Genomic DNA, 24,615 nt, shown 5'->3' on the forward strand with positions numbered 1-24,615 from the left:
CCGACAGTTGGCGCGGACATAAAGCGTCGGAACTCAAAAACTCAGGCGCGGGACGCCTGGTTTAGATGTCGTTTTCGATGCCCTGCGCGAATACCGCAAGGCAGGAGTACGCATCCAAACGACCAAAAGGATCTTCCTTGGCAGCCCGGCGCTCTTTGATGTGTCGGCCGCCGAAGCTCGAGCGGGAAACCTGCGGTGATCTGGTGGAATCCTCCCCTGCAGCCATCGCGCTCAAGGAAGCAACTCTACTGTATTCCGTCGTGTGAATGGGATAATACTATGACATCATCGTCTAAGTGGAATGGTCGTCCACTAACTGCGTTCACCCAGCCATACCGTCCGGGCATCCGGTTGGGAGGCGAAGCAGCAGTGCCGGGTAGCGGAGAACGCCATGAACCATCTGCCGATCAACGAGAACGACTTAGCCGACATGAACTTCGACGTGCCCGCCGGAACTGGATCGCAACCCCATCCTTTTCAGCATCCCCTGGCACTTCCGGACGTCCTGGAAGCCTTGCCGGAGGCCGTCTACACGACTGATGCCATCGGTCGGATTACGTTCTACAACAAAGCGGCCGCCGCAATGTGGGGCGTCAGTCCTGAGCTCGGAAAGAGTGAGTTTTGCGGCTCCTGGAAACTCTATTGGCCCGATGGGACGCCACTTCCGCACGCCGAATGCCCCATGGCGACCGCATTGAAGGAGCAACGTCCAATCAGAGGGCGTGAGGCGATTGCCGAGCGGCCGGATGGCACGCGTATCCCGTTCCTCGCATTCCCAACGCCGATCTTTGACGCGGCCGGGAACCTTATCGGCGCCGTCAACATGCTTGTCGATCTGACGGATCGCACAATTGCGGAGGAGGCCGCCCAACGGTTCGCGGCGATCGTTGAATCCTCCGACGATGCGATCCTCGCAAAAGACCTGAACGGCAAAATCATCACCTGGAACGGCGGCGCCGAGCGGCTGTTCGGCTACACGGCGGAGGAAGCAATCGGCCAGCCCATTGTCATGCTCATTCCGCTGGACCGGCAGAGTGAGGAGCCGGATATTCTGGCTCGCGTGCGCCGTGGCGAACGCATTGATCACTATGAAACCATTCGGCGACGCAAGGACGGCAGCCTCGTCGAAATATCGCTATCGGTCTCGCCGATCAAAAATCGCGAAGGTCGTGTAATCGGCGCATCCAAGATCGCACGCGATATAACCGAGCGGCGGCGCGCTGAAGAGCAGCAACATCTTTTGATCAGGGAGATGGATCATCGCGTCAAAAATCTATTTGCCCTTGCAAGCAGTGTTGTGTCGTTGAGTGCCCGTACCGCGTCAACGCCTGGCGAACTTGCATCAGCCGTTTCCGCCCGTTTGAATGCATTGGCGCTGGCGCATGCCTTAACGGTTCCAAGGACGTCCGGCGCAACCAGCAGACATGAGCAGACGACCACGCTGCACGCGCTCATCCAAACGATCGTGGCACCCTATGATGTCGGCACCGGCAGCCGGCAATCCCGGGTCGCCGTTACCGGTGCCGATACTGCTATTTCTGGCGCAGCGGTTACGAGCTTCGCCTTGTTGATGCATGAATTCGCGACCAACGCCGCAAAATATGGGGCTCTCTCCACCCCTGACGGGCGCGTCGATATCGTATGTGTCGATGAGGGGGACCGCTTTGTCTTGACCTGGAGTGAAAGCGGCGGGCCGCCCGTCGATCGGCAAACCGACGGCGATGGCTTCGGAAGCGTCCTCGCCAAGGCGACGGTACGAAATCAGCTCGGCGGCGAGATTTCTCGGGAATGGAACCGCGACGGTCTGTCGATACGCCTTGTGGTCGCATCAGACCGTCTCTGCGCGTAGGCCGAGTTCGCTCTAAAGCGTGCTCGGCGTCTACTGATCTCGAGCGTCGGGATGCCGCTGAGTGCCATTCGGCAAACGATGCAGCCGCGTCAGCCTTAAGTTCCTTCCGACTTCCTGGCGAGGAAAAACGCTCCCGCTGAGCAACAAAGCAAGCTTGCAAACAAAAAGCCCCACTTCGGATGAGGCTAAGCACCGTGCGGAAGTGAGCTAGGTTAGATAACTCACCGGGAGGACGTCCCAAGAATTTCTTTATTCCATCTGCGATCGATGCATAAAAAGCCCCCGCCTACGCGGGCTTCGGCGGGGGGAGGAAATATCGCAGTAAACGAATTTAGAAGTGACGAATTCAAGATCAAAGTCAAAACCGCGAGCCAAGAGCCCTGTTCGACCAGTTTGGGTAACTTTTTATTTCCGCGTGGGCTCGTTGTCGTCTTCGTGCCTGGAGTCACGTTGGCCACTTCCGTGAGGCCTTTCCCGGTCACCTTTGAACAAAGCCGCACATATCTCTGCATAAGGGCGACCTGTGACAGCCTTCTCTGGCGTTTGCCAATGTCGGGTTTCCCAGACCTTTTTGACGGACCGACTCACTTTCGAGACTTCCACCATGGAAGTGCAAGTCCTTCTATTCCGATGCAGCAATCGTTTGCAGCGCCAACTTCGGGATCTCGCGATCGAGCAATTGCAGCGATCTTTGCCCGATGAGACGGGTGATCACGCGTCGCGTCGGGAGACTCGCGGGTGGTTTCCTCGTCAAAAGGCGTGTGTTGTCGGCTAGCAGATCCCCCGCGATCACGCTGGCGCCAGATGAAGCTGTAGGGCGTGGCATGGCTGACGGGAAGGACCAGCTGAATTCGTTTGTGCCCCAGCCGGAAAGCCAGGCAATTCGCACGGACGCCTCGCCTAGATGTGCTTGAGCGCCTGGCGCAAGGAGCCAAAACGCAGACGATAGTGGGCCGGGGTCAGGCCCGTTTCGCGTCGAAAAAGGCGGCTGAAGAAGCTTGCATCCTCGTATCCCATTTCGTTGGCGATGGCTTCGATCGGCAGATCGGTTGTTTCCAGCACCTGTTTGGCTTCCTCGAGACGCAGCGCGTGCACGTAGCTGAGCGGTTTCATGCCTGCGGCCTTGGTGAAGCGGCGGATGAACGAGCGTTCCGGAAGGCCGGAAAGGGCAACCATCGCGGCGACCGGGCTCTGAACCTTATAGTTCATCGCCAACCACTCCTGGCATCTGTTGATCGCCGCATCCGTCGTCTGCCGGAGGCTCATGAGCGACGCGAAGGGCTGCTGTCCCATGTCATGCCATTGCAGCATATACACCTTGGCAACCTCCATCGCTTCCTTCAGGCCGACAAACCGCGCGATCAGATAGAGTGCGAGATCCTGCCAGCTCGATCCACCCCCTGCCTGACAATGCGTTGCGCCTCGCCACTCAGCACAAGCGACCGATTCACCCTGACCTTGACGCCTGGATAGTTGTTGGTGAGTGTCGCGATATAACCCCAATGGATCGTCGCCTCGCAATTGAAGAGTAGCCCGGCCTCGCCAAGCAAGACAGCACCGGAACAGGCGCTGGCCAGCATCGCGCCATCGTCGTGGGATTGCTTCAGCCAACTTGCTTCAGGTTCATACATCCCCGCGACGCTTTTGCCCGGATTGACGAAGAAATCCGGGATGCACACGATATCGGGTGAAGGGCAGTCGCTGAAACCATAGTCCGGCTTCACCCAGATGCCATTCGCAGCCGCGAAGCCGTCGGTTGAACGCGCGACGACATAGGGACGCATGCGCTGTTCTCCCGCTTGGCCCGTTACGATGAACGACCAATCTCGCCCAGGTGAAGAAAACAGGTCGAACATGCCGAACAACGCGGAGGCCGTGACCTCCGGCACCGCGAGAATGGCGACATTGATACGATTGTCTTGGCCGCGCATGGCAGAAATGACCGCCTTTCAGCATTTTCGACTTTAGACCCAAACCTCCGGATGTACTAGGCTCCTGCGCACCAAGAGGAGATCTGGATATGACCCATGAAGAACTCCGCAGCACATTACACGGTGAACTGCTCGAACCTGGAAGCGCCGGTTACGACGCTGCGCGGATAGTATGGAATGGGATGATCGACAGACGGCCCGCTCTGATTGTCCGATGCCGCAATGCCGCCGACGTTGTGGCGTCGGTAAACCACGCTCGCACCCAGGGGCTCGCCATCGCCGTTCGCAGCGGCGGACACAATGTCGCCGGTTACGCCGTCTGCGATGGCGGGTTGATGATTGACATGTCGCAGATGAACTCCGTTCGCGTCGCCCCCGGACTCGATCGGGCAAACGTTGAAGGGGGAGCCACCTGGGGCGATGTCGATGCAGCAACCACGCCATTCGCACGCGCCACACCTGGCGGGCTGATTTCGATGACGGGGGTGGCCGGACTGACGCTGTCCGGCGGCATCGGCTGGCTGCGGGGTACTCACGGTCTGAGCTGCGACAATCTGATATCCGCTGATTTGGTCACTGCCAGAGGGGACCTTATCCGTGCGAGCGACAGCGAAAACACAGATCTGCTTTGGGCGCTAAAGGGCGGCGGCGGAAATTTCGGCATCGTCGTGAACTTCGAATTCCGCCTCCATCCGATCGCGGACGAGATCATGTTCTGTGCTCCCGCCTATCCCGAGGAGCACGCCAGAGATATCCTCCCGCAATGGCGGGACTACATGGCCACGGCACCGGACGAAGTCAGCGGCCTTGCGGAATTCTCCACCATACCCACTGATCCGGCCTATCCTGAGGAGACATGGGGCAGGCGTGTGCTCGCCCTTGCCACGGTCTACGACGGTCCGGCCGACGAGGGTGAGTGCGCGACCCGGCCGCTGCGCAGCCTTGGCGAACCGTTGTTGGATTTCAGCGGCCGCACGCGGTATCGTGTGCTCCAGAGGATCTATGATGGGCTGTTCCCCAAGGGCCGAGACCGCTGCTATTGGAAATCGACTTACCTTTCCGGTCTCGATGATGATGTCATCGGCGCGATGATCAATCGGTTGGCAAAACGGCCCTCCGATATGACCTACGCTTCGATCTGGAAATTCGGCGGTGCGGTCCAGCGTGTCGCAGCCGATGCCACCGCCTTTGGTGATCGCTCCATGCCGTTCATGCTCAGCCTCGATGCGATCTGGTCCGATCCTGCAGATGATGATGCCAACATCGGTTGGGTTCGCGAGTCTTGGCGCGACATGCAGCCCCATTCCACGGGCCGGCTCTATCTCAACTTTCCCGGCCTGGGAGAGGGCGACAGGCTGGTTCGAGATGCTTTCGGTGCTAAAACCTATGCACGGCTTCAGCAGGTCAAACGTGCCTACGACCCGGATAACATCTTCCAAATGAACCAGAATGTTCTGCCGCATTGAGGTTCATCCGGTCACAGACTTTGAAGCTTTGCCCATGTACGTCGCGAGATCATGTTGCTGGAAGGATTGCAGCCGGACGATTTCCTCGAGAGGCGGTCATTGAGTGAGATTGCCGGATAAGCTCGCCGAGGGGCTACCTGTCGAGCGCGGGACAGCCCTACACTCGAATGGCCATCTCTCGTATGCTCGAACGACAGTCGGAAGCCAAAGGACGTCTTAGTGGTTGGCGTGCAGGGTGGAGCCCAGCCATTCCGGTCAATGGCCACGCGGGGGTGGGGTGGAAAGGGCCTACTTCTCTCACAAAAATCGTGGAACAAAGCCCATCCGCAGCGATTTAAACCCGCCAGGGTATGGGTTTGATTGCCCACCCCGACAAATCCCGCCCTTGAGGCGCCTCATGGTAGGATGACGATTTTGAAGCAGTATGTCGTCTACACCTGGGTCTCGGCGCGGGAGCAGCAGAAATCCGGTCTGGTGGCCCAGTTGGCGGGACCGATGCCGAACAGGGTCTCTCCCTGCAGGCGATATCCGAGCTGAACGACATGAATGTGCCGACTAGCCGAAATGGAAAATAGGATGCCAAGGCGGTCAGCCGGATGCTGGAACGGTTGGAGGAGAAGGCATGAGAGGAAGATTGTCGAGGAAGTCCGGGCTAAGATGAGTGCTAACCACAAGGCTCGCTGGACCCCCGAAAAGCGCAAGGAGGCCAGCGTCAAGGCCAAGGTGCGGGCCCAGGTGCGGACCCAGACGCGAATTGCCAGCGAAAAGGAGTTCCGCCGGCTGAAGGCTATTTTGCCGCCGCTCCGGCAGAAGGCCTACAACGAATGCTTCGCCAACAAATGGCCCTACGTCAACCTGGATGAACGCCGGTTCGGCTGGGATGGCGAGTTCTACTGGGGGCGCTGGTGCGGCAGTTGTGGGCCACCTCGCGAGGAGCCGCTCAGCGACGTGGTCCGAGACAGAACGCGAATTATGTCAAGCTGCAGCGCTGGCGGCGGATAAAGGGATCAACTGCGAAGGTAGAGGGAACGATGCAATGAACAACGAAACACAGACGAAAATCACCGAGTACGAGCGCGCCTACCTCGTCTTGTTGGCATTGCAGGCAGGCCCCAAGTGGTCGAACTCGTCTGCCTGCTGATACTGGCGGCCGAGGAGGCGGCAAGAAGACCGAGGCGCGCCGGCTTCAGTGTTGCGCAAGGCGGTGCGGACGGTCGATGATTCGATCGCGCTGGTTTATGGCGAAGTGCCGCAATGACGGATGGCCCCGCCCTGCTGTAAATGGCGGGTATACTCGAGAACGCCTTCAAAAAGCTCTTTGAATTGTATCCATTGGATTGGCCTTTATGAACGTACATACTAGTCAAGGGACGAGATTCCGGGGGATCGACCGAACGACCCTGGGGCAACGTAGTTGGCGGCACGCGGGCGTGGAAGTACGAGCACGCTGATCAAGTCCTGGCGATGCGCGCTGCGTGCTACCGAGCGAGCCTTAGCGGATCTCAAATCCTAGTGATCAGGGAGACTGGTTTACTTCCCCATTGGTTGACACTTGACGAACAGAAGAGAAATTTGCCTCCGCAATTAGCTGTCGTCGATACCGTGGCTCAGCCGCTAGCGGGGCATTAGAGAAATTTAGATAGACGGTGGCGGAAATTCGCCTTCCAAATCCAATCGCTAGGGCCTTTCGCGTTCATAGAAGCTACCTGGCCGGACAAACATGTTCAAACGCATCCTCACCGAGACGACAGCTCCGGTAATAAGGCGTCTTCGCACTGGTTGATCGCCAAGCGGCATGATCTTCTCGGAAATAATGCTGGAATACTCTTGAGTCGCTTGGTTGCCTCCGACCACAACAATGCGCTCCTCATCCACGAAGCGCCTGAAAAAGGCGACGTGGCCTAGTCCGATATTCTGGCCCTTAGGTTCGCTGAAGCAGGTGAAGATCGCCACGTCGCCTTCTTGGGGACGATCGACAGCGGCAAATGCCGGTGGCAGAAATGATTGAGAGGATGCGCTCAAACTGCCCGCTCCGCCGTTGCGGCAAATGCAAAAATTGATGAATGCGGCACACCATGGAATCGGATCATTATTGGAGTAAGGCGATGTAGGCTTGAGAAACTCGGCGATCAAAGGGTTTAAGGACGCAGGCGGCGGACGCTGGGAAATGACTGTCGGCTTTGTGTCGAAGTAGCGATCGATAAAACTCTGCGCTATGTCGATCGGGCGCGGCCCACTCGGCGTCAAATCGATGATGTCGCGAGCTTGTTTGATCTCGACCATGGTCGGCTTCGAGCGCTCTACGGAAGGCTTTGCTGACGCCGTAGGCGCCGGATACTGAAGCTGTAAAATAGGTTCCCGGCCGACTTTCCGTGCGAAAATGGAGTCCGGCCGGAGCGTCGGAAAAGCTGCCATCAATGCTACGAGCGTCCGTCGCGTGATCATCGCTCTTTCTCATGAACGGCCCAGCGTTCAGTCTTAAAGCCAGCCTAAAATAACGTGCAATCAAGGGCCCTGTTCCACAGTGCAAATAGCTGATCCTTCTTTGCTGCAGCGTTGAAAACTCCCCGGGGAGGATACGGCCGACCACGATGGGAGGGTGGGTATCCGCTTCGACACGCGCTCCATGGCGATTCCTCCGCCGCCATTGTTCCCCCTGACGCCAATGCTTCCGCGGCAGGTGCGGCCGTCGGCGAAATGAGACTAGTTGGCAGCTTTGTTGCCGCTGGCACCAGCTTTGAGGACGGCGTGGCCACTTGAATCCATGGCTTGCCCCGTCTCTTTCGCGTCCCTCGCCATGCCGCGCATCGTGTTGGCGCATGCCGAGAGCGCGAGCAGCGCTACCAGGACTGTAGCGATCGACGGCCGAAACATCTGAAAATCCTCCGCTCCGCCGAGCCCGCGCGCCTCATAGAAGCGGTGGGTGACGCCGACTGTGTTCACCGCCAAAATCGCTTCGCGTCTAGAACGTTGTCAAGAGAAGCCTGTGCTTGGTCTATCAGAGCACCCTTGTCCGCATGGGAGGCGACACTGTCACAAGCTGGGTGGTTAGTCAGGCCATGCTTTCGTAAAACATTAGGACCGGTCGCAAGGTCGTTCAGCAATCCAAGATAGTCCTGAAGCTTCGCCATTGCGCCAATGAGAAATCGGTGACGACGGATGCCACGCTTGTCGCCAAAAAGAAGTTCGAAGAACTAGGCCACGTATCGCAGCTTCTTCGCATCCTTACGAGCCTCGTGGCGTTGCTGGTCGTCGACCGAGCGCTTGCCCGTGCTTCTTCAGCTTCTTGGGCGTCCGGTTGAGTGTCATTGCGGCAAATTCCGCCGTGCTTTCAGGGCAATATTGTGGGTAGCCATTGAACTTTCATCCCCGTTGAGTGTTTCGATGTATCAGCGAGGATGACGATGACGACGTTTTTCTTCACAACGACCGATAAGGATGGAGTCATCGTTGGCGATACCGGCTATGACTATCCGGATCTCATCGCCGCCATCGCGCAGGCGAAGGCGACGTTGGCCGAGATGGCGTCAGACAACATACCGTTGCAAGCTGGTGATGTCTTGTCGGTCTCGATCGAAAACGTGCGGCGAGACACAGTCGCCACAATGCGCCTCGTGTTTCAGATTGAATTCCCAACCAGCGCTGTCTAGCCCCGACCCATCACCGGGATGCCATACAGCTCCAGGTCGCGGATATCCCTTGGACTGACACAACTTCTTCGCTGAGGATCTTAACTTCAGCGTGTTACTTCGCGGGTGGCCGAGGTATCCGTAAGGTGCAATGGTGTGCTGCATCTGCTGCCGACATGACCCGGCTGACGGCTTGCCGTTCTTCGGCGACTGATGATCCACTATCGGCCGCGTTGGATCCACCGGCTGAGTTGCGAGCTATAATTCCAACAGCCTTCCTTGCTTTACGAACGCTATTGAGCTCCAGCGGATTCTTCTGATGCACGCGGAACATAAGCGCCCTCACTTGATTAGGTTTGCAGACTTCAATTCAGAAGACGACAGCGAGGAACTCCAATGAGGAAAATTTTGCTGATTTCGACCGCTCTTCTTATGGTCGCATCGGCTGGCTTTGCACAAACCGAGCAGCCGACGGCCACCCAGGAGACGCCTGCGGTCGCAACGCCCGATACAAAAAACCCCGGGGCGCCGGTGGAGGGCAAGAACAGCTTTACCGAAAGCCAAGCGAGGTCGCGACTGGAGAAGGCGGGTTATTCCAACGTCACCAATCTGCAACTCGACGACCAAGGCGTGTGGAGAGCATCCGCAATGAAGGATTCGAAGCCAGTCCAAGTTGCGCTCGACTACCAAGGCAATATCGTCACGAAGTGAATACCGGTCGCAATCAGAACACAGAGGAAGGAATATCCCATGGCAATCGTAACTGGACTTTTCGATAACCATGACGATGCCAAGCTTGCCGTTGAGCAGCTGGAAGACGCTGGTATTGCGTCGGGTAACGTCAGCATCGTCACCAGGACCAGCGAGGGTAGCAAGGTCGAAGAACAAGGCAATAAAGCCTCTGAGGGCGCCAGTGCGGGAGCAGGTGTCGGCGCGGTGGCCGGTGGAGCGGGCCGCCTACTTGCCGGGCTTGGAATGCTTGCTATCCCCGGTGTCGGTCCTGTGGTGGCCGCAGGTTGGCTTGTCGCAGCCTTAGCGGGCGCAGCTGGAGGCGCTGTCGTGGGCGGCGCGGCCGGTGGGATGGTCGGTGCTCTGGTAAAGTCGGGAGTGCCGGAAGAGGATGCAAATGGCTTCGCTGGTCGTAGCGCGTGTTGAAGGCGACGAAATCGTCGCCGCGAACCAAATCCTTGAAAGTCTGCCACGGGTTAACCTCGGCGAGCGGCGGGCACTTTATAACGAGCAGGGATGGGAGCGCTTTAACGAAACGCTGGATCCTTACGCTCAATTGGGCCGTGATCCCGACGATTACTCGACTCCGCCACGCGCATACCGGTGTCTCTATCGCTGAGCCGGTTTTCGCGCCGGCTCAGCGCGCCAACACAATAATGATGATTTGCGTGGAGGGAGTATGGCACGAGCATTGAGCAACGATCTTCGCAGCCGGGTTCTGGCGATGACCCTGATTAAAAGTGGACTGCTCTCAGATCGCCGCGTTCCTGCAAACCGTCAGAACAAAGAATTCGCGGTAGCAGAAATCAGGCTGATCAAGCAGGCTCTCTGGATTTGCTGCCAGTTCCTTCCAATAATACTGATCGCTTTCAGGGAGGTCGTAATCCGGCGCTACAGTCGTGAAATAGGAGATTAAGTCGCGTACATAATTGCGCGTGTGCTCGCCAGTCGGGGCCCACCGTTCAACGAGCCAGCCTTTGCGCCATATGATCTCCATCCCTGCGTCCCGCAAACGTCTTGGAAGCGAAGAGCCACAATCGGTGCCAAGCACGCCCTTGTCGCGGAACGTCTGCAATCGCGCCGCCATGAAGCGGGTAAATACGCCGCGATCCATAGGCAATATCTGCAGAAGCGTTGAATCGAAATCCTTCACGGCGAGGATGCCGCCGGGCTTCAATACGCGTTTTGCCTCATCGGTCGCCTGCTGAAATTCCGCTGGCGTGAGATATTGCATAACATTGGCCGACCACACGCAATCGAAGGAAGCATGATTGAAGGGAAGTGACAGAATGCTGCCGACGCGGGTGATCACCTTCGGCCCATAAGGAACCTCCTTAATCAAGCTCTCGGCGCGTTGAATGTTCTCAGGCGCAAGATCAAGTGCTGCCACGGACCCGTTGGAGCCAGTCAGCTGGCAGATGAGCGGAAGGAAGCTTCCGCCCCCGCATCCCGCGTCGAGCACGCTCCAGCCATGTTGCATTCCAACCTGGGTAAGTGCGTCTTCGTATTCCGGCCGCGATGACTCGAAATGAAGATCGAGCCAGCTTGCGTCACTCGCTTCATGGCCGGTCGATGTTAAATTTTTGCTGGTACTGATGTTCCCCTCCGCGAATCGCCGACAATATCGGACCTCGATAACTGGCCCAGGTAAACAGACGCGGCAACTGATGACAACTAATCCGTTATCGCCATAAGACGCCTGCCGGACGCATAGCGAATATGACCCTGATTAAAACGGACGTGCTCTAGACGCCCCGATCGACGCTGGAGCCAACTCATGTGTTCCACCGCCGCCATATCGGGCGGGCTTATAATATCTCTCCAACGAAAACTGTCCGTCCTCTCCCTAACGACGAGGTCGTTGTGGAGGACGCATCCCGAAATCCTTCACCAAGGTGAACTGGGTATAAATGACCTGAAGCGCCGAACGCGATCCTCAACAGTGGCGACCGGCGGTTTCTTGCCCTCACGGAAAGATAAATGTCGATCGCAGTTGAAACTCAGCGCCGATCCATTGCCAGCGCACCGAAAAATACGCAATCCAGAGCTTTGGCGCGTGCAAAACCACCTCGCTGCAGGACATGCCTCGACCTTCGAAGGTCTGAACGTTCCCGTTGGCTATTCGCGCCGCCGATGAAAAGCCGGACAGAATCCTCCTGGTACAACACGTCCATCCTTCGCGGGAACAATCTGTGGGCGACGCCATTGCCCATTGGGGAACCCTCGGAGACCGATATGATCAACGACCTCTGGTACAAGAACGCAGTCATCTACAGCTTGGCCGTCGAGACCTTCATGGACGCCAATGGCGACGGCGTTGGGGATTTCCAGGGGCTGATGCATCGCCTGGATTATCTCGCTGGCCTCGGCATCACGGCAATTTGGCTAATGCCGTTTCAGACGTCCCCCGGGTTGACGCGAGATTTGCGCCCGATAGGCGCCACCTAGGGCCGTGTTGATAACCGATCAATTTGGAACGGCCGAAGGCGTCTGCCCACCAGTTCATGGCTATTGCGCAAGCGCCGTTTCCGCCGAATGGAGCGGTCCCAATCTCACATCGCAGGATGATCGGTGCGGTCGCGCCGTTCCGGATGGCTCTGGGCGGAACAAAAGTACTTCCGCTTGGTTCGGCGTCTACGGCAGTTGCCGCGCTAACTAATGTGGGAGGAACAAATGCCAGACGAAATCACACGGTCTCCGGTCGACACAGTGCCGGCGTTGGACGAACCGACAAACAAAGCCGGCAGCGATACATCCACCAGTTCGCCGCCCAGTGTGCAGGACCTTAAGGCCAAGGTGGGCGCCGATATCAGTGCGGCCACAGAGGCCGTCAAGGACGGCGCCAGTTCGGCCATGGAGAAAGTCCAAGACACGGTCGTGGAACGGAGCAACTTTGCCGCACGTCAGGTCGGTGGAATCGCATCTGCGTTGCAAAAAGTAGGTGCTGAATTGGCAAATAGTGATCAACAGGAGGTCGGCCGTTATGCAAAGGAGATTGGCGACGGCGTTCAGTCGTTTGCGAGAAAAATCGAAGGTCGTAATTTCGGTCAGATAGTCGGCATGGCGGAAGAGTTCGGCCGCAAGCAGCCACTGGCCTTCCTGGGTGTCGCAGCGCTTGCTGGGTTGGCGGCAAGTCGATTTCTGACGGCTTCCGCAAAACGCAGCTCTTCTAGCGCTGCAAACGAGCAGACCGGAGCTAATGCCTCGCAAGGAATGGCCCCTTCGCCACTGTCTGGAGGGCGTTATAATGGTTAAAACGATAGACAACACCCCTCTTTCTGAACTGATTGGCGGCCTCGTCTCTGATGTCACCGGCCTTCTGCGCAAGGAGATCGACCTTGCAAAGACGGAAGCGTCTGAAAAACTAGCAAAAGCGCTGAGCGGCGTCGAAGTCTTGTTAATCGGCCTTGTCCTCGCAATAGGCGCCGTTGGCGTCCTCTTGAGCGCCATGGTGAGCGGTATCGCGGCGTTGATGGTCGACCAAGGCATGACCCAGGTCGCTGCAAATGCGCTTTCTGCCTTGATTGTCGGCGCGGTGATTGCCGCTATCGCCTGGGTTTTGCTGTCCAAAGGACTGGATGCATTGCGCGGTAGCAATCTCAAGCTTGATCGGACGACCGCATCGCTTCGCCGTGATGTTGATGTCGTTAAGGAGAAAATGTGATGGATCACTCTTTAGAAAAATCGTCAGCCGACATTCAGCGAGAAATCGATGTCGATCGCCAAAGGATCGAAGATCAGCTCGGCGCTATCCAGGAACGACTGTCTCCAGGGCAGTTGCTCGACGAAGTGCTTGGCTATGCGAAGAGAAGCGGTGGCGGCGAGTTTGTCAGTAATCTCGGAAACGCTGTCAAGGCCAATCCGCTCCCCGTGGCCTTGGTCGGTGTCAGCCTTGCGTGGCTCATGACCAAACAAAGTGAAACACCGGCGGCACGTTATTCCGCTGCTGCGCCCGATGACGATTATCCGCTATACCCTGCTCATGGGAGCGTACGTCTTATCGGTCCACCCGAAGAGATTGGCGGCGCCCGCTATAGTCATTTCGTTGATGATGCGGGGCAACGCTTCAAAGCTTTGACAGACGAAGCCGGGCGTCGGGCAGGTGATTTTATCGATTCAAGCGGAAAGACCTATCGCGGCTTTGCAGACGCCACCGGCAAGCAGATGACCTCTATAAGAGATGAGGCCGGCGCCATGTTGGACGCATCTGCAGGTTGGGCCTCAGAATCTTGGAAGCAGGTCAAGGATGCGGCGGGAAACGTCGCTCAAAAGGTGAGCGACGTGGCAAGCTCGGTTTCAAGTTCGTCATCATCGGCAGGATCGAAGCTCCTGGATCAGTCAAATCGTCTCAATGAGACGATCTTGATGCACCTGCGCGATCAACCCTTGGTCGGCGGCGCGTTGGCGTTTGCTGTCGGCGCGGCAATCGGTGCAGCGCTTCCCCATACCGAGAAAGAGGATGAAGTCCTCGGAGATGCAGCGGATACGGTGAGAGAGAACTTGGTCTCTCAAGCGTCTGATATTGTCGAACAAGGCAAAGGCATTGCATCGGACGCCTATGACAAGGCTGTATCCATCGTTTCCGACGTCCACGACACGGCAAAGGACCGAATCATCGAAGAGGTTGGACAGCTAACGCAGGAGAAAATTACTCCACAATAAGTTGTGGTGCCTCGGCTTTGCGCGGGAGACAGAGCGCAGAGCAGAGGTGCCGGATTCACGCATAGGGCTGCTCAGGCACGGACGAGTCTCGGGCTCGAATGGCAAAGGACAATTCCTTGTCGTTCGGAATCCAGATCAAGCCCGAGCCAGCAATATAGCGATCGGTTCAGATGATGCGGTAAGAACCGCATCCGGGCAAATGCGCGATCTGCGAAGAACTCACGGATATTCCATCACCCTGGGACCGTGCGAGGCCTACACTCGCGGCAAGGGCAAACTTTCCCACCCTGTGCAGACAGTTCAGGCGGTGATTTCCCTATTTATTGCCAAGGTGAGAGACGCCTTCAGAGTTGTTTCATTCGTTTTCGTGGTACTTCCGTCACGGCGTTTGTCCAATGCGTGGTCCCGCCAAAGGCAGCACAGTTCCCTCCCTAAGCCCTGCGAGACAGATTGCTCCTAGGAGAAATGTACTGAAGCGTGATCCATATTGAAAATATTGCGTATTTTGGGATCTCCCACTGTACGATAGCGGACAGGAACAACGTTTGTTGCCGGGCATTCCCCAACTTTAAGGGGAGACCACAGGATGTCTCATGCTGCATCGGCATCGCTCAGGATCGAGGAGCAAATCGTTGCCCTCATACCGGCACTTCGCGCATTCGCCCACCGCTTCGTTGGTTCCAACAACGATGTTGACGATCTCGTCCAGGAGGCCGTCTCCCGCGCACTCAGCCATCTTGACCACTTCAGACCGGGGACCAGCATGAAATCATGGCTGTTTACGATCATCCGTAACACCTATTGCACCGGATACAGACGTCACGTGAGGGAAAGCTGCGGTCGTCTCGATGATGCTGCGAGCTACGACCTGCCGATGTCAGCGACACAGGATTGGGCTATGCGCGCAATCGACGTCGATACTGCGCTCGCGCAGCTGAGTGCCGGGGAGAGAAAAGCCCTTCTGCTCGTGGCAGCCGGTGCTTCCTACGAGGACGCCGCATTGTCCTGTCATTGCAAGATCGGCACTATCAAAAGTCGGGTCTCGCGGGCGCGGCTTCATTTAGCTGAGATACTGGGAGAAAGTGATCTTTGTCACGGGATTTCAATGAGCTAGGCGGTGACTGTGGAGGAGAGCAAGAAGAATTTGGAAGCGGAGGATTGAGGTTTCTCGCCTTGCAAGAGCCTTGCTGCCAAAGGACGCTGAGATCATGAAAGCGAACCCTCGAGGAGACGAAGATGAGTTTGCCATCGGGTAGGCTCGCTGCATTCTTGGGATGATTCTCGAAGAGCTGGACCGAGATGTGGCCAGCTTGATGCTCTTGGGGTGAACAGGCCCTCTAAGGGCTTTTGAGTTCGACCAACGTCTGCCTCATTTTCTCGACCCTCCGATGCCAGTGTCGAACATGGCATCATGAAACCTTTTGATTTTTAGGCCGTTGCGTGCCTATGACCAACGCTAAATTCGATCCGAAATCGGTCGACGGTACCGAACCGTATGGCGCCGAGAAGTCGCACCAAGAGAAGGCATCGACTGAGGTCGCTCCGCCGCCAAATGTCATCGAACCCGATCGAGAGTCGACGCCCGAGGGGGCCGAGCAGGCGCGCAAGAAGTACCTGCTAACGCGCTTCTGGATCAGCGCGCGCGGTTACTGGGGCCGCGGCGGGGACGGGCTCGCTTGGCCGTGCTCAATCGGGCTATTGACCCTGATCGGCATCAATGTCGGCTTCCAGTACGGAATCAATGTGTGGAATCGCGGGATCTTTGACGCCATAGAACGACACGATGCGAGCACCGTCTACTTCCTGAGCGCCGTGTTCCTGCCACTCGTGCTCGGAAGCGTCGCCCTTGTCACTGTTCAAGTCTCCGTTCGTATGATGATCCATCGCCGGTGGCGTTCCTGGCTCACAACGGCAGTGATCGGGCGCTGGCTCGCAAACGGCCGTTATTATCAGTTGAACCTCATCGGCGGCGACCACAAAAACCCCGAAGCGCGTATCTCGGAGGATTTGCGGATTGCCACCGAGTCACCCGTCGATTTCATCGCTGGTGTCATATCCGCATTTCTGTCCGCTTCAACCTTCATCGTGGTGCTCTGGACAATCGGTGGGGCTCTAATTCTGACAATAGCAGGCTCGACCGTCACTGTTCCCGGCTTCCTCGTCATCACTGCGGTACTCTACGCCGCGATCACGTCCAGCTCGATGGCGGTCATCGGCCGCCATTTCGTCCACGTCTCTGAGGTCAAAAATCAGTCGGAAGCGGAATTTCGCTACACGCTGACGCACGTGCGGGAAAATGGCGAGAGTATCGCATTGCTCGGCGGTGAAGAGGAGGAGCGTACCGACCTCGACAAGACCTTTGCCAATGTGCTCAGGCAATGGGCACTCCTTGCAGGCCAGCACATGCGCACAACGCTTGTGTCCCAGGGGTCGAGCCTGTTTGCGCCAGTGGTGCCGATTTTGCTTTGCGCTCCAAAGTTTCTCGAAGGCAGCATGACTCTTGGACAGGTGATGCAGGCTGCCTCTGCCTTCGCCATCGTTCAGAGCGCGTTCGGATGGCTGGTCGACAACTACCCCCGTCTCGCCGACTGGAACGCCTGTGCACGGCGCATTGCTTCGCTAATGATGTCGCTCGACGGGCTCGAGCGCGCGGAACAGAGCAACGCCTTGGGGCGCATCCAGCGCGGTGAAACTGAAGGCGAAGCGATGCTGAGCCTAAACGATCTCTCGGTGTCCCTTGACGAAGGCACCGCCGTGGTCAAGGAAACACAGGTCGTGATCGAACCAGGCGAGCGCGTGCTCGTAGCCGGAGAATCCGGTTCGGGCAAGAGCACGCTGGTGCGGGCCATCGCAGGTCTTTGGCCGTGGGGTGACGGTAGTGTCAATTTCCACGCCGACAGACGACTGTTCATGTTACCGCAACGGCCTTATATCCCTTCCGGGACGCTTCTTCGTGCTGCCGCCTATCCCCGTGCCGCCGATAGCTGGACGCTGGATGAGATCAAGGCAGCCCTCGACAAGGTGGGACTCGATTATCTGAACGACAAGATCGAGGACGATGGCCGTGGGATCAGACGTTATCCGGTGGCGAAAAGCAGCGGCTCGCGTTTGCGCGTCTCCTCCTACACAATCCCGATATTATCGTGCTGGATGAAGCAACGTCAGCACTCGATGAGAAAAGCCAGGACAAGATGATGGAGATGGTGATCCATGAAATGCCGACGGTCACCATCATAAGTGTAGCGCATCGAGCAGAGCTGGAAGCCTTCCATAGCCGAAAGATCACATTGGAGCGGCGCGAGGGCGGCGCAAAGCTTGTCAGTGATATTGATCTTGTCCAGCGCAAGAGAAAACGGAACTTGCTTTTGCGCGTTTTGGAGAACCGGCGCTCACTATAGAAAGGGAGCACGACCTCGAGTAACGCGGCGCTGTCTCAGAATAGAAATTGAAGACCGCCGGGTCCGGGACTTGGGCCAGCCATGGATGGGGTCGGGAAGTTTTGGCGCAGTGAATCCGTGCGTGACGGGCAGGTTATCAAGGCGTATCTCGTCGCGCATGGCAAAGCGGGAGGCAGTGCGATGGATGATAGGCTAGGGACCGACAACGGCTTGATCACTTTACTCCCGGAGACCGAGCAGCGATCGTTTATGGAACGCTTGGAAAGGGTCTATTTGCCTCGAGGCTTGCAGATTGCCCAAGCGGGAAAGCCATTGGAATCAGTCTACTTTCTGTCTTCGGGAATCGGTTCTGTTCTGGCCGTCTCAGAGACTGGCCTGAAAGCCGAAGCCGGTATGTTTGGGCGAGAAGGTTTTGCCCCAACTGCGTCGTCGGTTGGTGCAAACACCAACCCCTACGATATCGTGATGCAGGTTGAAGGATATGCGCACCGCCTTCCTGTCGTCGCCTTTCAGGACATCGTTGCCACAAGCACGGCGTTCAGCAATTTGCTGTCTCGCTACGTTTATGTTTTCGCCGCGCAAGTAGCGTACACCGCGCTCGCAAATGCTGCGTTCAAAATTGATCAGCGCCTGGCACGATGGGTCTTAATGTGTCACGACCGTCTGGACACGGACAATATGCCGATCACGCATGAATTTATTTCCTTGATGCTGGCGGTCCGACGGCCAAGCGTGACGACGGCCCTGCATATCCTGGAGGGCGAGGGTCTAATTCGGTCTGAACGCGGACGCGTCGTCGTTAAGGACCGACCAGGTCTGGAGCAATATTCCGCTGGATCTTACGGTCAGCCAGAGCACGAGTATTTGGTGTTGCTGCAAGGCGCCGCGGATAGCGATGAAAAGCAGTGACTGCAAGGCTTGGTTACCCTTGAACCTGCAACACCCTTTCGGCCAACTGTGTCAACCGCCGCAGTGTATGCCCTCGCTACGCCTCAACAAAGGAGGGTTTTCGCGGAGTGGCGAATTCCATACGGATCATTGCGACGTTTGACCGATAGGTGGTCAGAGAGGGCTTCGGTTCCATGATTCCCTCGGGTGGCGACAGGTTTGTGCTATCGTCTGATCGTCCCGTTTCAAAAATTTGATGCCATCGGCGGAACACTTCCTCACGATCGTGGTTGGCTTTGCAGGGATCAATCATGATCTCGATCGACGGAGGAGTATATCATGCCATCTACCAGCGGAACGCAGGGCAGCAAAAGCGGCTCTAAGTCGGAAGGAAGCAAAAGCGCTTCGGGCAAGGAAAGCGCGAGCTCGACCGGCAAGCAGGGTGGATCACACGAGCAGCATGTCAAAGCTGGCCAACAGAGCCATAAGGACTCCAAGTGAGCAATGAAAAATGAAAGAGCCCCATATTGGGCTCTTTCTACCCTCTGGTTTGGCGCGGCGCTACTTCAAGATGGTTGCATGGAAAGGCAAGCTATCCGATCGAACGATCGCGCCCCGAAGCCCGGTTTACCTTGTCGGGGAAGCTGACGTGAAAGAATCCTCGTGGGAAGAAATTGAAAAGCGGAGGTTGCGCCGAGCGGAGCGTAGGCAAAACCAGCGCATTGCAAATCTTAATCGTGCCGAAAAGATGCACGTGGCACGGATGGCAAGCGAGCGAGACGCTGAGCCTGCAGCACCCGAACACCGCATGTCTGGGGCCACCCATATCGGCTGCTCGGGATGGTTCTATTGGCATTGGAAAGGAGAGTTTTACCCGGCAGACGTCCCGTCGAGCTTTCTTTTTCAACTGCCGCCAAGCGTGCGCTATGATCCGGACAGACTGCAACTAATTCTGACGCAGCTCGACCCCCGTCACCGCAACGTCGTTGAATTCCGCGGCAAGAGTTGGTGGAACGAGGAGACTTTGTCCGCGTTTCGAGGGTTCCGCATTTTGTTCCTGCAGCGCTCCCCGCCTTCCAGACCAGTTAGTAAAAACTGCCGATGACATTTACATTCGTTTCGACGGCACCACCCGGTGGTATCGCCACGACTACAGCGAGCCCGAACTCATGGTATGGGCTGAAGCGAGCCGGTAACGGTGTACGTTGCTATGATCTGGCCTTTAGCAGCCAATCATCAGTGTCATCATCACCGCTACGACACCGTTGAAGACTGCGCATAGCGTTGCCGAAAGTGTCGGCGCGGATGCGCCTGGCGCGGCGGACGCTTTTCCAGGCGCCAACAAATATTTGTCATGATCGACGAGTTCGTCCTCGGCGTCCTCGGACCTTGGGAAGGACAAATAGGGTCTCAGAAGCGATTTTCTGGGGTGGACGGGGACGGCAGACGTGACGTGGTTTCGTTAGGTCAGTCTTTCTCGGCGCCAGGATAACGGATATATTAAGCCGCAACCAATTTTGAATGTTTTTTGGCAATGGCGGGAGCTGCCAATCCAAGCCGTTCGGCAAGCGCCCGCGCGTCTGCGGGGGCGCGCACTTTCACATCATTGTCGAAATAGACATAGACGTCGCGGCCTTTGCGTGCCCGCTTCAGCGGCTTAAGGACGCGATTGGCGTTCGCCGGCTCGCGACCGTGTGTCCAGTCATCGATCCTCCCTGCCCAGATATCCAGGGCCTTATCGTCATAGCCACTGACATAGAGCTCCTCAGAGCCGTGGAGACGGCAATAGACGAAGTCGGCCGTCACGTCCATCGGCAGGGGCCACTCGACCGTGTCCGCGCAGACAAGCCCGAATTCATGCTCGCGAACAGGTCGATAAAATCCGGGTCGACGAAGCTCTCGTGGCGGATTTCGAAGGCGTGGCGAATAGGTCTTTCGCCATCCGCCTTCACCCAGTCGCGACCATTTAGTCGTCGTCGTGCCGTTGGGCAAGTTTGGCGGCGGCGACCGTGTCCTTCGGAAGCATTCTCATGAATGCGGAAAAGAGATCGGGGTCGAACCGCAGTCGGGGCGGAAATTGCCAGAGGATGGGTCCGAGCTTGGGGCCTAGGCGTAACACGCCGGAAGCGAAGAAATTGGCGAGCGGAGTTTGGACATCGCGAAGCCTGCGCAGATGAGTGATGTAGCGGGAGCCTTTTACCGCAAAGACGAAATCGTCCGGCGTCTCGTCGCGCCACTTCGCAAAGACCTCCGGGTGTTGCAGGCCGTAAAAAGTGCCATTGATTTCGATCGACGAATATTGCCTGGACGCAAAGGCCAACTCGCGCTTCTGCGTCACACCCTCCGGATAAAAGACGCCGCGCCAAGGGGCGTAAGTCCAACCCGAGATACCGATGCGGATCGTGCCTGTCTTCGCCATTCAATAGGAACTGTGACGCTGGCGACTTGTTCCTCCAATCCGGCTTTGATGGCGGCACTATCGTCAAGCGCCCTTCGGCGGAACCTTGGAAAAATCCGGGCGTTTGGTTAGGGCAAAAGCGACAAGGACCTGTCGGGGCTCGACCGGCTGTCGGACACAGAGAGGAGTGAAATGGTTCTGCCATGTCGCTGAAAGCCGAAGATGTACGGTTGGAAGGTATTGCGGCGCAGGCGGCCTTCCTAATCAATGGCAGTGCGTATTTCTCTCGGTTGGCCTTCAGTTTGCGCCACGCGCGAAAACGGATCTGGATCATCGGATGGGACTTCAATCCCGATATCCGCCTGCAGCCCGAGAAATCCAGCGAAACGCTGGGGGATCTCCTGAATACTCTGGCGGACGCCAATCCCGATCTTGAGATTCGTATTCTGATCTGGGCCTTGGGACCGCTTTATTCCGAGAAATCCTTGAAGGTATTGCGCAAGAAAAGTTTTCCGAAGAACAATCACATCAACTTGCGGTTCGCCATCCAGCCCTCCATTCGAGGATGTCACCATCAGAAACTTGTCTCCATCGACGATTCCGTCGCCTTCGTCGGTGGAATCGATCTGACGTCGCGGCGTTGGGACACGTGGGGCCACAGGGTTCGCGACAAGCTGAAACGCGATCCGGAGGGGGTATTTTACGAGCCGCTTCACGATCTGCAAGCCATTGTAACGGGGGACGCCGCAAGGCTTATCGCCTCTGTGGCGAGGCGACGATGGACGGATGCCACTGGCGAAGAATACAGGGCCTTGCCGGCGCAGACGGCCGTCGACTGGCCAGGCGATCTCGCGGTATCGCTTGAGAATGTGCCGGTCAGGCTTGCGGTAACCGAACCGGCCACCTTCTTCAGATCGGGCCTGGGTCAAGGAATCGTCGTGACAAAGGAGGTGATCGCCAGCGCGAGACGTCAGCTTTATATCGAAACGCAATACCTCGCGTCGTTTAATGTCGCAGACGCCATCGCAGCGCGCCTGTGGGAAGACAACGGCCCGGAAGTCGTCATCATCTGCACGCGCAAGTCCCATGGCCTGATCGAAAACTTTGTCATGGGACGGAATCGCGACAGGATAATTCGGCGCCTCATGAATGCCGATCGTCACGGTCGGCTGCGTGTCCTCTATCCGGTCGTTCCCGATGGCGAAAAGCAGGTCGAACTGCTTGTTCACTCGAAACTCCTGATCGCCGACGACAATCTGTTGCGCATCGGCTCCTCTAATCTCAACCACCGATCCGAGGGGCTCGACACCGAATGCGATGTTCTCTTTCAGGCACTTAGGCCCGCCCACCGCTTGGCGATCGGTGAACTGCGCAACCGGCTCGTGGCGGAATATCTCGGCTGCGCCGCCAGCGCCGTTCGAAATGCTTTTCGACGGAGTGGATCGCTGATCGAGACGATAGCCGAGCTGAATGTCGGGGCCCGGTGCCTCAAGCCATTTGCGGCGACCTGCGAAAGGACGGAGCCGATTGCGGGAACCGCGATATTTGATCCCGCCCGTCCGCTAGGGCGACGGGGTTCTCGTCGCCTTGTCGGCCGCCTTCGCCGGCTCCTTCGTTCCAACTGAGCGATGCCGAAACGCCAGTTCGCTGGCGATCAGGAGGGTCGTTCCCAGCATGAGCGGGATTAGGCAATAGATGCAGCGGAATACGATCAAGGCGCCGATGGAGGCCACATCCGGCGTAATGTAGGCGACGGTCGACTCAAGTACGCCGAGTGCCGAGTCCGCCCGTCCTGATGTCATATACGCTGTAATGCTGGAGGATGCGATGCAGAAGGAAGAATGCGAGCGATATCGCTGCGATGACCAGGCTATTCCAAATCAGGCTTTCAAGGTCATCGGCGATTCCTCTGGGCATGGAACTCCGCCCTGATAATGTGGAACGATCGGACGAGTTTGGTGTTCCCCGGCCATGCCCCACGGACGATCGATCAGAATTCTGACCTACAACGTGCACAGTTGCATTGGTACGGATCGCAAGATCGACCCTGGCCGGGTCGCCGCGGTCATTAAAGAGGCACGGGTAGACATCGTGGCACTGCAGGAGATTGACGTTCGCCGCCACAGAACCGGCGGCGTCGATCAGGCGGGCATGATCGCCTCGTTGCTGAAGATGGAGGCGCACTTCAATCCGGCCTTGACGCTAGCCGACGAGCAATACGGAGACGCGCTCATCACGGATCTGCCGACAAAGGCGATCAAGGCCGGTCCTTTGCCTTCATCGGGCGAACCGCGGGGGGCGCTTTCCATCGAAGTCATGGTGGGAGACAGGCAGTTGCATCTCGTCAACACCCATCTTGGCCTTCGAGGACGCGATCGGATCCACCAAATGACGACACTCCTAGGGCCTGCATGGCTGAAGGGTAGCGGCATGGACCTTCAGTCGACCATTCTCTGCGGAGATTTCAACGCCGTTCCCGCCTCGGCAGCCTATCGTCTCGCCGCCCGCACATTGAAGGACGTCCAACTTTCCGGCAATCAACCGGTGAGGCCGACCTTTCCCTCGCGCTATCCGCTGCTACGGCTGGATCATATTTTCGTCAGCGCTGATCTTGCCGTCCTTGGCACGTCCGTACCTCGAAATCGGTTGACGAGTGTTGCTTCCGACCATCTTCCATTGATTGCGGAAATCGACCTTGGCGATTGACGCGCCCAACCTCTTTTCCTGCGTGTTTTGCCATCGGCATTCATTCTGGCGGGCCGCCCCGGGCCGAAGGTCAGCTGTAAAAACATCGGCCCACCCACGTTTCGAGCATCAAGATCAAGCCTTACCAGTGAGGCGAAGCAAGCCGTCATTCCTAATAGTTGTCTCGCCGTCGTATATGAGGTGATGCTAAATAATTTTATGGACCTACACGGAACAACCTGAACATGGTGCCGTTCCTTAGGGGATGCGAAGAGCGCTTGACAAAGCCCGAAGGGATTCAGGCGTCATCGGAGCGACTCGCTCAATTTATGATCGTTGGAATGAACCTACCGGCATCCGCAAGGTCGCCGAGCCAGATTTTTGTGGCGTTCCAATAGGTGCGCACACAAACATCAACAGCATCGTTCCAATGATGCGGGTGGAGGAGAGTGTTGTGATCGACATGTCCCGGTCAGGGGATTTGCAGGCTGAGATTGTTAGCCTCATTCCGGCTCTTCGCGCTTTCGCCAGGACCTTCCACAGAAATTCTGTTGATGCCGAGGACTTGGTTCAGGAAACCCTGACAAAGGCGCTCGCCAACCTCGGGCAATTCGATCCTGGAACACGGATGAAATCCTGGCTGTTTACCATCATGCGCAATACGTTTTGCACGAAGTTCCGCATTGCCAAACGCGAGGCGCCCGGCAGCAAGAAATGCGTGTCCGGGTCCGGCGTGGAATTGCCGTCCCAGGAATAGACAATCCGAGCAAGAGAATTGGAACGGGCCTGCAGCCTGCTACCCGAGCCCTATCGAGCGGTACTGGAATATGTGGTGATCGAGGGTCGCTCTTACGACGATGCGGCGGATAAATTCGGCTGTGCAATCGGCACGGTGAAGAGTCGCATCAACCGAGCCCGCCAGCAGCTTGCCGCTCAACTCGACAAGGATATCGGCTAACATCGCCCAATGCGTCGCAGCT

General features: G+C 57.3%; 23 protein-coding genes and 5 pseudogenes. 21 read left to right on the forward strand and 7 right to left on the reverse strand.

The window, feature by feature from the left end:
- Positions 1 to 61 precede the first annotated feature (61 nt).
- Positions 62 to 235: a hypothetical protein gene (locus FHT86_RS04425; protein ID WP_166656746.1), complete on the reverse strand. Its 174-nt coding sequence runs from the start codon at positions 233 to 235 to the stop codon at positions 62 to 64.
- A gap of 156 nt (positions 236 to 391) precedes the next feature.
- Here FHT86_RS04425 and FHT86_RS04430 point away from each other — a divergent pair, with 156 nt between their 5' ends.
- The gene (locus FHT86_RS04430) at positions 392 to 1,849 is read left to right on the forward strand and encodes a PAS domain S-box protein (RefSeq protein ID WP_133705703.1); all 1,458 of its coding nucleotides are present in this window, start codon (positions 392 to 394) and stop codon (positions 1,847 to 1,849) included.
- Between the two features lie 900 nt (positions 1,850 to 2,749).
- On the opposite strand, the gene FHT86_RS37655 is transcribed toward FHT86_RS04430, so the two are convergent.
- A complete protein-coding gene (locus FHT86_RS37655; protein WP_208116635.1) occupies positions 2,750 to 3,181 on the reverse strand; it encodes a helix-turn-helix domain-containing protein in 432 nt (143 codons plus the stop codon).
- A 29-nt stretch (positions 3,182 to 3,210) separates the two neighbouring features.
- Entirely contained in the window at positions 3,211 to 3,780 is a 570-nt protein-coding gene (locus tag FHT86_RS37660) for a DJ-1/PfpI family protein (protein WP_208116636.1), read from the reverse strand.
- Positions 3,781 to 3,869: 89 nt separating this feature from the next.
- On the opposite strand from FHT86_RS37660, the gene FHT86_RS04440 reads away from it, so the two are divergent.
- The 3 genes from FHT86_RS04440 to FHT86_RS04445 all read left to right on the forward strand — a co-directional run bounded on the left by FHT86_RS04440 (position 3,870) and on the right by FHT86_RS04445 (position 6,248).
- On the forward strand, positions 3,870 to 5,246 hold the full coding sequence (locus FHT86_RS04440; protein WP_133705704.1) for an FAD-binding oxidoreductase: 1,377 nt from the start codon (positions 3,870 to 3,872) through the stop codon (positions 5,244 to 5,246).
- Positions 5,247 to 5,651: 405 nt separating this feature from the next.
- Entirely contained in the window at positions 5,652 to 5,783 is a 132-nt protein-coding gene (locus FHT86_RS38385; RefSeq protein ID WP_281413631.1) for a hypothetical protein, read from the forward strand.
- Positions 5,784 to 5,903: 120 nt separating this feature from the next.
- The gene (locus FHT86_RS04445; protein ID WP_133705705.1) at positions 5,904 to 6,248 is read left to right on the forward strand and encodes a hypothetical protein; all 345 of its coding nucleotides are present in this window, start codon (positions 5,904 to 5,906) and stop codon (positions 6,246 to 6,248) included.
- A gap of 675 nt (positions 6,249 to 6,923) precedes the next feature.
- Here FHT86_RS04445 and FHT86_RS04450 read toward each other — a convergent pair.
- On the reverse strand, positions 6,924 to 7,529 hold the full coding sequence (locus FHT86_RS04450; protein ID WP_133705706.1) for a CHAP domain-containing protein: 606 nt from the start codon (positions 7,527 to 7,529) through the stop codon (positions 6,924 to 6,926).
- A 420-nt stretch (positions 7,530 to 7,949) separates the two neighbouring features.
- The gene (locus tag FHT86_RS04455; protein WP_246779380.1) at positions 7,950 to 8,195 is read right to left on the reverse strand and encodes a hypothetical protein; all 246 of its coding nucleotides are present in this window, start codon (positions 8,193 to 8,195) and stop codon (positions 7,950 to 7,952) included.
- A gap of 200 nt (positions 8,196 to 8,395) precedes the next feature.
- Here FHT86_RS04455 and FHT86_RS04460 point away from each other — a divergent pair, with 200 nt between their 5' ends.
- The 4 genes and pseudogenes from FHT86_RS04460 to FHT86_RS04475 all read left to right on the forward strand — a co-directional run bounded on the left by FHT86_RS04460 (position 8,396) and on the right by FHT86_RS04475 (position 10,223).
- Complete coding sequence (locus tag FHT86_RS04460) at positions 8,396 to 8,548, forward strand: hypothetical protein (RefSeq protein WP_166656747.1); 153 nt, start codon at positions 8,396 to 8,398, stop codon at positions 8,546 to 8,548.
- A gap of 102 nt (positions 8,549 to 8,650) precedes the next feature.
- Positions 8,651 to 8,896 (forward strand): DUF6894 family protein, encoded by a 246-nt coding sequence (locus tag FHT86_RS04465; protein WP_133705707.1) that lies wholly within the window; start codon positions 8,651 to 8,653, stop codon positions 8,894 to 8,896.
- 375 nt (positions 8,897 to 9,271) lie between these two features.
- The gene (locus FHT86_RS04470) at positions 9,272 to 9,586 is read left to right on the forward strand and encodes a PepSY domain-containing protein (RefSeq protein WP_133705708.1); all 315 of its coding nucleotides are present in this window, start codon (positions 9,272 to 9,274) and stop codon (positions 9,584 to 9,586) included.
- A 39-nt stretch (positions 9,587 to 9,625) separates the two neighbouring features.
- Positions 9,626 to 10,223, forward strand: a pseudogene (locus tag FHT86_RS04475) (hypothetical protein).
- Positions 10,224 to 10,355: 132 nt separating this feature from the next.
- Here FHT86_RS04475 and FHT86_RS04480 read toward each other — a convergent pair.
- Complete coding sequence (locus FHT86_RS04480) at positions 10,356 to 11,084, reverse strand: class I SAM-dependent methyltransferase (protein WP_246779381.1); 729 nt, start codon at positions 11,082 to 11,084, stop codon at positions 10,356 to 10,358.
- 755 nt (positions 11,085 to 11,839) lie between these two features.
- On the opposite strand from FHT86_RS04480, the pseudogene FHT86_RS04485 reads away from it, so the two are divergent.
- The 9 genes and pseudogenes from FHT86_RS04485 to FHT86_RS38760 form a co-directional block, all read left to right on the forward strand.
- A pseudogene (locus tag FHT86_RS04485) lies at positions 11,840 to 12,016 on the forward strand (alpha-amylase family glycosyl hydrolase); the annotation flags it as partial.
- Positions 12,017 to 12,277: 261 nt separating this feature from the next.
- Positions 12,278 to 12,859 (forward strand): nutrient deprivation-induced protein, encoded by a 582-nt coding sequence (locus FHT86_RS04490; protein WP_183868529.1) that lies wholly within the window; start codon positions 12,278 to 12,280, stop codon positions 12,857 to 12,859.
- Complete coding sequence (locus FHT86_RS04495) at positions 12,852 to 13,268, forward strand: phage holin family protein (protein WP_133707069.1); 417 nt, start codon at positions 12,852 to 12,854, stop codon at positions 13,266 to 13,268. The genes FHT86_RS04490 and FHT86_RS04495 overlap by 8 nt, the downstream gene beginning before the upstream one ends.
- Positions 13,268 to 14,266: a DUF3618 domain-containing protein gene (locus tag FHT86_RS04500; protein ID WP_133705710.1), complete on the forward strand. Its 999-nt coding sequence runs from the start codon at positions 13,268 to 13,270 to the stop codon at positions 14,264 to 14,266. The genes FHT86_RS04495 and FHT86_RS04500 overlap by 1 nt, the downstream gene beginning before the upstream one ends.
- A gap of 586 nt (positions 14,267 to 14,852) precedes the next feature.
- On the forward strand, positions 14,853 to 15,380 hold the full coding sequence (locus FHT86_RS04505; protein ID WP_133705711.1) for a sigma-70 family RNA polymerase sigma factor: 528 nt from the start codon (positions 14,853 to 14,855) through the stop codon (positions 15,378 to 15,380).
- 332 nt (positions 15,381 to 15,712) lie between these two features.
- A pseudogene (locus FHT86_RS04510) lies at positions 15,713 to 17,664 on the forward strand (ABC transporter ATP-binding protein/permease).
- A gap of 81 nt (positions 17,665 to 17,745) precedes the next feature.
- Positions 17,746 to 18,573 carry a Crp/Fnr family transcriptional regulator gene (locus tag FHT86_RS04515; RefSeq protein WP_246779382.1) on the forward strand — a complete coding sequence of 276 codons (828 nt, stop codon included), beginning with the start codon at positions 17,746 to 17,748 and terminating at the stop codon, positions 18,571 to 18,573.
- A 318-nt stretch (positions 18,574 to 18,891) separates the two neighbouring features.
- The gene (locus tag FHT86_RS04520; protein ID WP_166656748.1) at positions 18,892 to 19,053 is read left to right on the forward strand and encodes a hypothetical protein; all 162 of its coding nucleotides are present in this window, start codon (positions 18,892 to 18,894) and stop codon (positions 19,051 to 19,053) included.
- A 307-nt stretch (positions 19,054 to 19,360) separates the two neighbouring features.
- Positions 19,361 to 19,748: pseudogene (locus FHT86_RS38760) on the forward strand (DUF72 domain-containing protein).
- Positions 19,749 to 20,052: 304 nt separating this feature from the next.
- On the opposite strand, the pseudogene FHT86_RS04530 reads toward FHT86_RS38760, so the two are convergent.
- Positions 20,053 to 20,971 (reverse strand): annotated as a pseudogene (locus FHT86_RS04530) (DUF72 domain-containing protein).
- Positions 20,972 to 21,153: 182 nt separating this feature from the next.
- On the opposite strand from FHT86_RS04530, the gene FHT86_RS04535 reads away from it, so the two are divergent.
- The 4 genes from FHT86_RS04535 to FHT86_RS38610 all read left to right on the forward strand — a co-directional run bounded on the left by FHT86_RS04535 (position 21,154) and on the right by FHT86_RS38610 (position 24,593).
- The gene (locus tag FHT86_RS04535; RefSeq protein WP_133705712.1) at positions 21,154 to 22,575 is read left to right on the forward strand and encodes a phospholipase D-like domain-containing protein; all 1,422 of its coding nucleotides are present in this window, start codon (positions 21,154 to 21,156) and stop codon (positions 22,573 to 22,575) included.
- Between the two features lie 346 nt (positions 22,576 to 22,921).
- On the forward strand, positions 22,922 to 23,656 hold the full coding sequence (locus FHT86_RS04540; RefSeq protein ID WP_133705713.1) for an endonuclease/exonuclease/phosphatase family protein: 735 nt from the start codon (positions 22,922 to 22,924) through the stop codon (positions 23,654 to 23,656).
- A 244-nt stretch (positions 23,657 to 23,900) separates the two neighbouring features.
- Positions 23,901 to 24,392: a sigma factor gene (locus tag FHT86_RS38605; protein ID WP_312862259.1), complete on the forward strand. Its 492-nt coding sequence runs from the start codon at positions 23,901 to 23,903 to the stop codon at positions 24,390 to 24,392.
- Between the two features lie 18 nt (positions 24,393 to 24,410).
- Positions 24,411 to 24,593: an RNA polymerase sigma factor gene (locus FHT86_RS38610; RefSeq protein WP_312862260.1), complete on the forward strand. Its 183-nt coding sequence runs from the start codon at positions 24,411 to 24,413 to the stop codon at positions 24,591 to 24,593.
- The last annotated feature ends 22 nt before the right edge of the window (positions 24,594 to 24,615 follow it).

Source organism: Rhizobium sp. BK313 (assembly GCF_014193655.1).
In the GTDB taxonomy this organism is placed as follows: Bacteria; Pseudomonadota; Alphaproteobacteria; order Rhizobiales; family Rhizobiaceae; genus Rhizobium.